This window comes from Pseudomonas sp. VI4.1 (assembly GCF_002029345.1).
Lineage (GTDB): Bacteria > Pseudomonadota > Gammaproteobacteria > Pseudomonadales > Pseudomonadaceae > Aquipseudomonas.
This window is the reverse complement of the sequence record NZ_MULM01000137.1, coordinates 43,942-50,417: the sequence shown is the minus strand read 5'-3', so window position 1 is coordinate 50,417 and position 6,476 is coordinate 43,942. Positions and strand designations below refer to the sequence as shown.

Annotated in this window: 5 protein-coding genes; 1 reads left to right on the top strand and 4 read right to left on the bottom strand. The window is 62.9% G+C overall.

Features of this window, described 5'->3' with window-relative positions; translation table 11 throughout:
- Window positions 1–67 precede the first annotated feature (67 nt).
- The 4 genes from BZ163_RS11365 to BZ163_RS11350 all read right to left on the bottom strand — a co-directional run bounded on the left by BZ163_RS11365 (window position 68) and on the right by BZ163_RS11350 (window position 5,547).
- Window positions 68–865 carry an enoyl-CoA hydratase-related protein gene (locus tag BZ163_RS11365; RefSeq protein ID WP_128870996.1) on the bottom strand — a complete coding sequence of 266 codons (798 nt, stop codon included), beginning with the start codon at window positions 863–865 and terminating at the stop codon, window positions 68–70.
- On the bottom strand, window positions 862–2,019 hold the full coding sequence (gene atuD / locus BZ163_RS11360) for a citronellyl-CoA dehydrogenase (protein ID WP_128870995.1): 1,158 nt from the start codon (window positions 2,017–2,019) through the stop codon (window positions 862–864). Before atuD ends, BZ163_RS11365 begins: the two co-directional genes overlap by 4 nt.
- 25 nt (window positions 2,020–2,044) lie before the next feature.
- A complete protein-coding gene (atuC, locus tag BZ163_RS11355) occupies window positions 2,045–3,661 on the bottom strand; it encodes a geranyl-CoA carboxylase subunit beta (RefSeq protein ID WP_128870994.1) in 1,617 nt (538 codons plus the stop codon).
- Window positions 3,662–3,744: 83 nt separating this feature from the next.
- Window positions 3,745–5,547: an acyclic terpene utilization AtuA family protein gene (locus tag BZ163_RS11350; protein WP_128870993.1), complete on the bottom strand. Its 1,803-nt coding sequence runs from the start codon at window positions 5,545–5,547 to the stop codon at window positions 3,745–3,747.
- 271 nt (window positions 5,548–5,818) lie between these two features.
- Here BZ163_RS11350 and BZ163_RS11345 point away from each other — a divergent pair, with 271 nt between their 5' ends.
- Window positions 5,819–6,442: a TetR/AcrR family transcriptional regulator gene (locus tag BZ163_RS11345; RefSeq protein ID WP_128870992.1), complete on the top strand. Its 624-nt coding sequence runs from the start codon at window positions 5,819–5,821 to the stop codon at window positions 6,440–6,442.
- Window positions 6,443–6,476: the final 34 nt, after the last annotated feature.

The following is a 6,476-nucleotide window of genomic DNA, read 5'->3' as shown; positions in this document are numbered from 1 at the left end:
GCCAGCTCCTACAGGGGGTTTGTGAGCGACACAGAACCGTGTAGGAGCTGGCTTGCCAGCGAAGCTCTTAAAGCGCCCACCCCGGCTTACGCTTCTGCACAAAAGCCATTGTCCCCTCGACCCCCTCAGCCCCGGTCACTGCCTCGCTGAACCACTCGGCCGCCTCATCGAGCAACGTATCCGCCGGCTGCCCCGCACTCGCCAGCAACAGCTGTTTAGTCCGCGCATTGGCCTCCGGTGCACAGCACAACACATGGGCCAACACCTCATCGAGACGCTCGGCCAGGGCTTGCGCGTCATGTTCGACAAAATGCACCAGGCCGATCCGCTTGGCCTGGGTGCCATCGAAACGCGCCGCCGTCAGGGCGAGTCGACGGGCCTGGGTCAGGCCGATGCGCTGGACCACGAAGGGCGCGATCTGCGCGGGCAGCACACCGAGACTGGTTTCCGGCAGACCGAATTGCGCCTGATGATCGGCCAGGGCGACGTCGCTGACGCAGGCCAGGCCCAAGCCACCGCCGAGTACGGCGCCTTGCAGCACGGTGATGACCACTTGCGGCGTGTGTTGCACCGCTTGCAGCAGCGTGCCGAACGCTCGGTTCAACTCGCGGCAGGCCGTCGAGTCTTGAGCGCGGGCGTTGGCCATGTCCTTGATGTCGCCACCGGCACAGAAATGCCCGACGGCGCCACCGATGACCAAGGCACGCACAGTTCGGTCATCATGTACCGCCGCCAGCACCGCGCTCAGTTCGGCGACCATCTGCAGGCTCATGGCGTTACGGCTGTCGGGGCGGTTGAGGGTGATGTGCAGGACGCCGTTGTGCAGTTCCAGCAGCAGGGTCTGGCAAACCGGCAAGGTGCTCATTGTTTTTTCCCCGGCAGGATGCCCATGAGTTTGCAGATGATCCCCAGCATGATCTCGTCGGCCCCGCCGCCGATCGACACCAGCCGCACATCGCGGTAGGCCCGGGCCACCGGGTTGTCCCACATGAAGCCCATGCCGCCCCAGTATTGCAGGCAACTGTCGCTGACTTCGCGGCCCAGGCGACCGGCCTTGAGTTTGGCCATCGACGCCAGGCGGGTGACGTCCTGGCCTTTGATGTATTGCTCGGTGGCCTGATAGACCAACGCGCGCAGGCATTCGATTTCGGTCTGCAGTTCGGCCAGGCGGAAGTGAATCACCTGGTTGTCGATCAGCGCATTGCCGAAGGTCTTGCGGTCCTTGCAGTACTCGATGGTGCTGTCGATGCAGTATTCCAGGCCCTTGATCATGTTGGCCGCGCCGAACAGGCGTTCCTCCTGGAACTGCAGCATCTGCATCATGAAGCCCGCGCCTTCGTGGCCGATGCGGTTGCGTTGCGGCACGCGCACGTTGTCGAAAAACACCTGGGCGGTTTCCGAACTGCGCATGCCGAGCTTGTCCAGATGCGAGCTCAGGCTGATGCCTGGCGTGTTCATCGGCACCATGATCAGCGACTTGTTGACGTGGGGTTTGTCGTCCGAGGTGTTGGCCAGCAGGCACATGAAATCGGCGCTCGGCGAGTTGGTGATCCACATCTTGCTGCCGTTGATCACGTAGTCGTCGCCGTCCTTGCGCGCGCTGGTTTTCAATCCCGCCACATCGGAACCGGCGGCGACTTCGGAAACGCCGATGCAGCCGACCTGCTCGCCGGTGATCGCCGGACGCAGGAACTCTTCGCGCAATTCATCGGAACCGAAGCGGGCGAGTGCCGGGGTGCACATGTCGGTCTGCACGCCGATGGACATTGGAATCCCGCCGCAATGAATGGTGCCGAACTCTTCGGCGGCGACGATCGAATAACTGTAGTCCAGGCCCATGCCGCCGAACTTCTCCGGCTTGGAAATCCCCAGTAAACCGAGGTCGCCGGCCTTGCGGAAAAGCTCATGGATCGGAAAGCGTCCGGCCTTTTCCCATTCATCAACGTGCGGGTTGATCTCGTGGTCGACGAATTGGCGGATGGTGCGGCGCAGTGCTTCGTGTTCCTGGGTGAAGATCATTTTTATTGTTCTCCTCTGATCGCCCTTAGAAGCGGGCTACACCAAAACTGTTGGCTTGCAGTGAGCGCACTTCGGCTTCATGACAAATATCCAGCAGGTACCCGAGCAAGGTCCGGGTATCCCGCGGGTCGATCAGCCCGTCGTCCCACAGACTGGCACTGCCATACAGCGCGGTCGACTGGTTGTCGAGCTTCTGCGCGGTGACCTGCTCCAGCTTATCGAGCATGGTCGGGTCGGGCACCTGCCCGTCCTTGAGCTGTTTGGCCTCGGTGACGATCCGCAGCACCTTGCCGGCCTGGGCGCCGCCCATCACCGCCGTGCGGCTGTTGGGCCAGGCGAAGATGAAGCGCGGGTCGAGGCCGCGGCCGCACATCGCGTAGTTGCCGGCGCCATAGGAGCCGCCGACAACGATGGTCAGTTTCGGCACCCGGGCATTGGCCACCGCCTGGATCATTTTGGCGCCGTGCTTGATCACGCCTTGCTGTTCCGCCTCGGTGCCGACCATGAACCCGGTGGTGTTGTGGAAAAACAGCAGCGGCGTCTGGCTCTGGTCGCAGAGCTGGATGAACTGCGCCGCCTTGCTCGCACCCTTGGGCGTGATCGGGCCGTTGTTGCCGATAAAGCCGCAGGCGCGACCCTGAATCTGCAGATGGCCGCAGACGGTTTGCTGATCGAACTCGCCCTTGAATTCGAGGAAGTTCGAACCGTCGGCCACTCGCGCGATGATTTCACGGACGTCGTAAGGTTTTTTCGGATCGTCGGGGATCAGCCCCAACAGTTCGTCGATGGGGTAGAGCGGTTCTTCCCACTGTCGCGCAGGGATTGCAGGCAACCGCGCATTCCACGGCAACAACCTGACAATCTCCCGCACCTGTCGCACGCCATCGGCATCGTTCTCGGCCAGGTATTCAGCAGTGCCAGCGATCTGCGCATGCATCTGGGCGCCACCCAGTTCTTCATCTGTGGCCACTTCGCCGGTGGCCGCCTTGAGCAGCGGCGGGCCGGCCAGAAACAGCTTGGCTTTACCGCGCACCACCACCACGTAGTCCGACAACCCCGGTTGATAAGCCCCGCCAGCGGTGGCCGAACCGTGGACCACGGTGATCTGCGGCAGCCCCATGGCCGACATCCGCGCCTGATTGGCAAAGCTGCGCGCGCCTTCGACGAAAATCTCCGCTGCGTAATTGAGGTTGGCGCCGCCGCTTTCGGCGAGCGTGATTACCGGCAGTTTGTTGTCCATGGCGATCTGTTGCAGGCGCAGGGATTTTTTCAGACCGCTGGGGGAAATGGTCCCGCCCTTGATCGCGCTGTTGTTTGCCACCACCAGCACCCGCACGCCGGACACGTACCCGATCCCGGCGATCAGGCCGCCGCCGGCCGAGCTGCCGTCCTTGTCGTCGTGCAACTTGTAACCGGCCAGGCTCGCCAGTTCGAGGAAGGGGGCGCCGGGGTCGAGCAGCAGGTTAAGGCGCTCGCGGGGCAGCAGTTGGCCGCGCTGGTCGAACCGGGCCTTGGCTTCGGCGGCCTTGTCCAACAGGTTCTGTTCGAGCTGGCGGACGTGCTCGATGCCCACCAGCATCGCCGCGCGATTGCGCGCGAACGGGTCGCTGAAGGGGTCCATTTGCGACTGGATCACCGGCATGGCTTATTCCTTGTCCTTGAACTCCTCGGGCCTGCAAACAGATCGGCGTTGCACATCGGATCGTAGGCCACGGCGCTTGTCCTCTAGTTGACCTGGTCGGCGATGCGCTGCGGCACCGGAATCTGGATTTCCAGCAGTTGTTGAGCAAAGGCCTTGCCTTGCGGATCGATGCGCAGGCTGGCCACACCGCCACCTCCCAGGGCGTTTTCCAACAGAAAATTCAGGCTGTGGCTGGCGGGCAGATACCAACGTTCGACTCGACCAAGAACCGGGTCGAGGACATGGCTCATCCAGTCGACGATCACCTCCGGGGTCAAGGCTTCGGCGATCCATGGCAAGTACTCGGGGTCGCGCGCCATGACCCCGATATTGCTGTGATTGCCCTTGTCGCCGGAGCGCGCCACCGCGAGCTTGATCAGGGCGACGCTGGCGTCGGCCAGGCCCGTGGGTTTGGGTGGGTCCAGGGGGATGGGCAAATCCGCGGTGTCGAGACGGTCGACGGCGGGCAGGGCACACGGATGGCGCTGGCCGGCGAGGTCGATCTGCAGGGTGCAGGCGCTTTTGTCGATGAGGAACGAGAACAGCCGGATCAGCGGATACACCGTCGGCCGCCCGCCGACGATCCCGGTCAGCCCCGGCGCCATGCCGGTAGCGGCCTGGGCGATTTCCCTGGAGAACAGGATCAGCGCCTGTTTGCTCGAATGGCGTACGGCGAGCTTGATCACCACTTCGCGGCTGTCCTGCCGCTGGCCATGGGGGCCATAGGTGGCCTCGCTACCCAGCAGTTCGATGTTCACTTCAGTGTAAGGCGCCCAGCCGCGCTGGCTGAACATCTGCGCGGTCTTGGCGATGATCGCCTGGCCGACCCGGCGTGCCTTGTCGACCGCATCGATCCCGGCGATCAGGCAACTGGCGGTGCAACGAAAGCCGTCCGGGTACGTGGCGCTGACCTTGTATTGATCGGTGGGCGGCAAGCCTTTGGCGCCGTGCACCTGAACCGCGTTCCTGCCTTGTTGCACCAGTTTTACCTGAGTGAAATCACAGACCACGTCGGGCAGCAGATAAGCCTGCGGGTCGCCGATTTCATACAACAGTTGTTCACCGACAGTCAGTGGCGTGACCAGGCCGCCGGAGCCTTCGGGTTTGCTGACGATGAACTGGCCGTCGGCGCTGACTTCCACGATGGGAAAGCCGATGTGTTCGTAGTCGGGAACGTCGCGCCAGTCAGTGAAGTTGCCACCGGTGCACTGCGCGCCGCATTCGATGATGTGGCCAGCCAACGCGGCCTGGGCGAGTTTGTCGTAGTCATGCCAGGACCAGCCGAATTCGTGCACCAGCGCGGCACTGACCACGGCGCTGTCGACCACGCGGCCGGTAATCACGATGTCCGCGCCCAGGCGCAGGGCCTCGACTATGCCCGGCGCGCCCAGGTAGGCGTTGGTCGAGACGCACATCGGCGGCAGCGGCGCGCCGCTGAACATTTCTTGCAGGCCAAGGCCGCTTAGTTGTTGGAATTGTGGTTGCAGGTCGTCACCCAGCAGCACGGCGATTTTCAGCGCCACCCCGGCCTGGTCGCAGGCAGCCTGCAGTGCAGCGGCACAAGCGTGTGGGTTGACCCCGCCGGCATTGCTGATCACGCGGATGTGCTGTTCGGCGAGCTGAGTGAGCAAGGGGCCGAGGACTTCGATGAAGTCGCTGGCGTAGCCGGCCCGGGGGTCTTTCATGCGTGCGCCGGCCATGATCGACAGGGTGATTTCGGCCAGGTAGTCGAACACCAGATAGTCCAGGCACCCGCCCGCCACCAGTTGCGCGGCGGCTGTCGAGGTGTCGCCCCAGAAGGCGCTGGCGCAACCGATGCGAATTGTCTTGGACCCCGTCAACGCCATAGCCACCTCCGCAGCAGAATATCGAGACTACCAAGCAAGCGCTTGGTTTGTAAACGACTAAACTATCTTCTTCCCGAGCGCTTGCTTGGTCGCCGCCTCCAGCTTAAATTGCCCGCGCAACCCCACGAAATTGTAGGAGCGAGCTTGCTCGCGAAGGACGTGAACGATAACGCTGGAAGCCTGATACCCCGCAGCGCTCTCAGGTTTTTCGCGAGCAAGCTCGCTCCTGCATGAGCGGCGTCTTGGATTGATCGACTGTAGGAGAGAATGGGTGGACGAGCAAAAAGCCCTGAGGGTGATGCGCGAATTGGTCGACAACGGCCAATTGACCGACCCGGACAGCGCCCGCGGCAAACTGCTGCAAGTGGCGGCCCACCTGTTTCGCAACAAAGGCTACGAGCGCACCACCGTGCGCGATCTGGCCAGTGCCGTCGGGATTCAGTCCGGCAGCATTTTTCATCACTTCAAAAGCAAGGACGAAATCCTGCGGGCGGTGATGGAGGAGACCATTCGCTATAACACGGCGTTGATGCGCGCAGCCCTGGCCGAGGCCGGCAGTGTGCGCGAACGGGTGTTGGCGCTGATTCGTTGCGAGTTGCAATCGATCATGGGCGGCAGCGGCGAGGCCATGGCGGTGCTGGTGTACGAATGGCGTTCGCTGTCCGAAGCAGGGCAGGCGCGGGTACTGGCCCTGCGCGACATCTACGAAGAGCTGTGGCTGCAGGTGCTGGGCGAGGCCAAGGATGCCGGGTTCATTCGCGGCGATGTGTTCATTACCCGACGGTTCCTGACCGGTGCACTGTCCTGGACCACCACCTGGTTTCGCGCCGGCGGCAGCCTGAGCCTCGATCAATTGGCCGATGAAGCGTTGATTCTGGTGCTGGCAGAGAATTAACAGGGGGTGTGCGAAACCCGTCTAGACTGGTGAA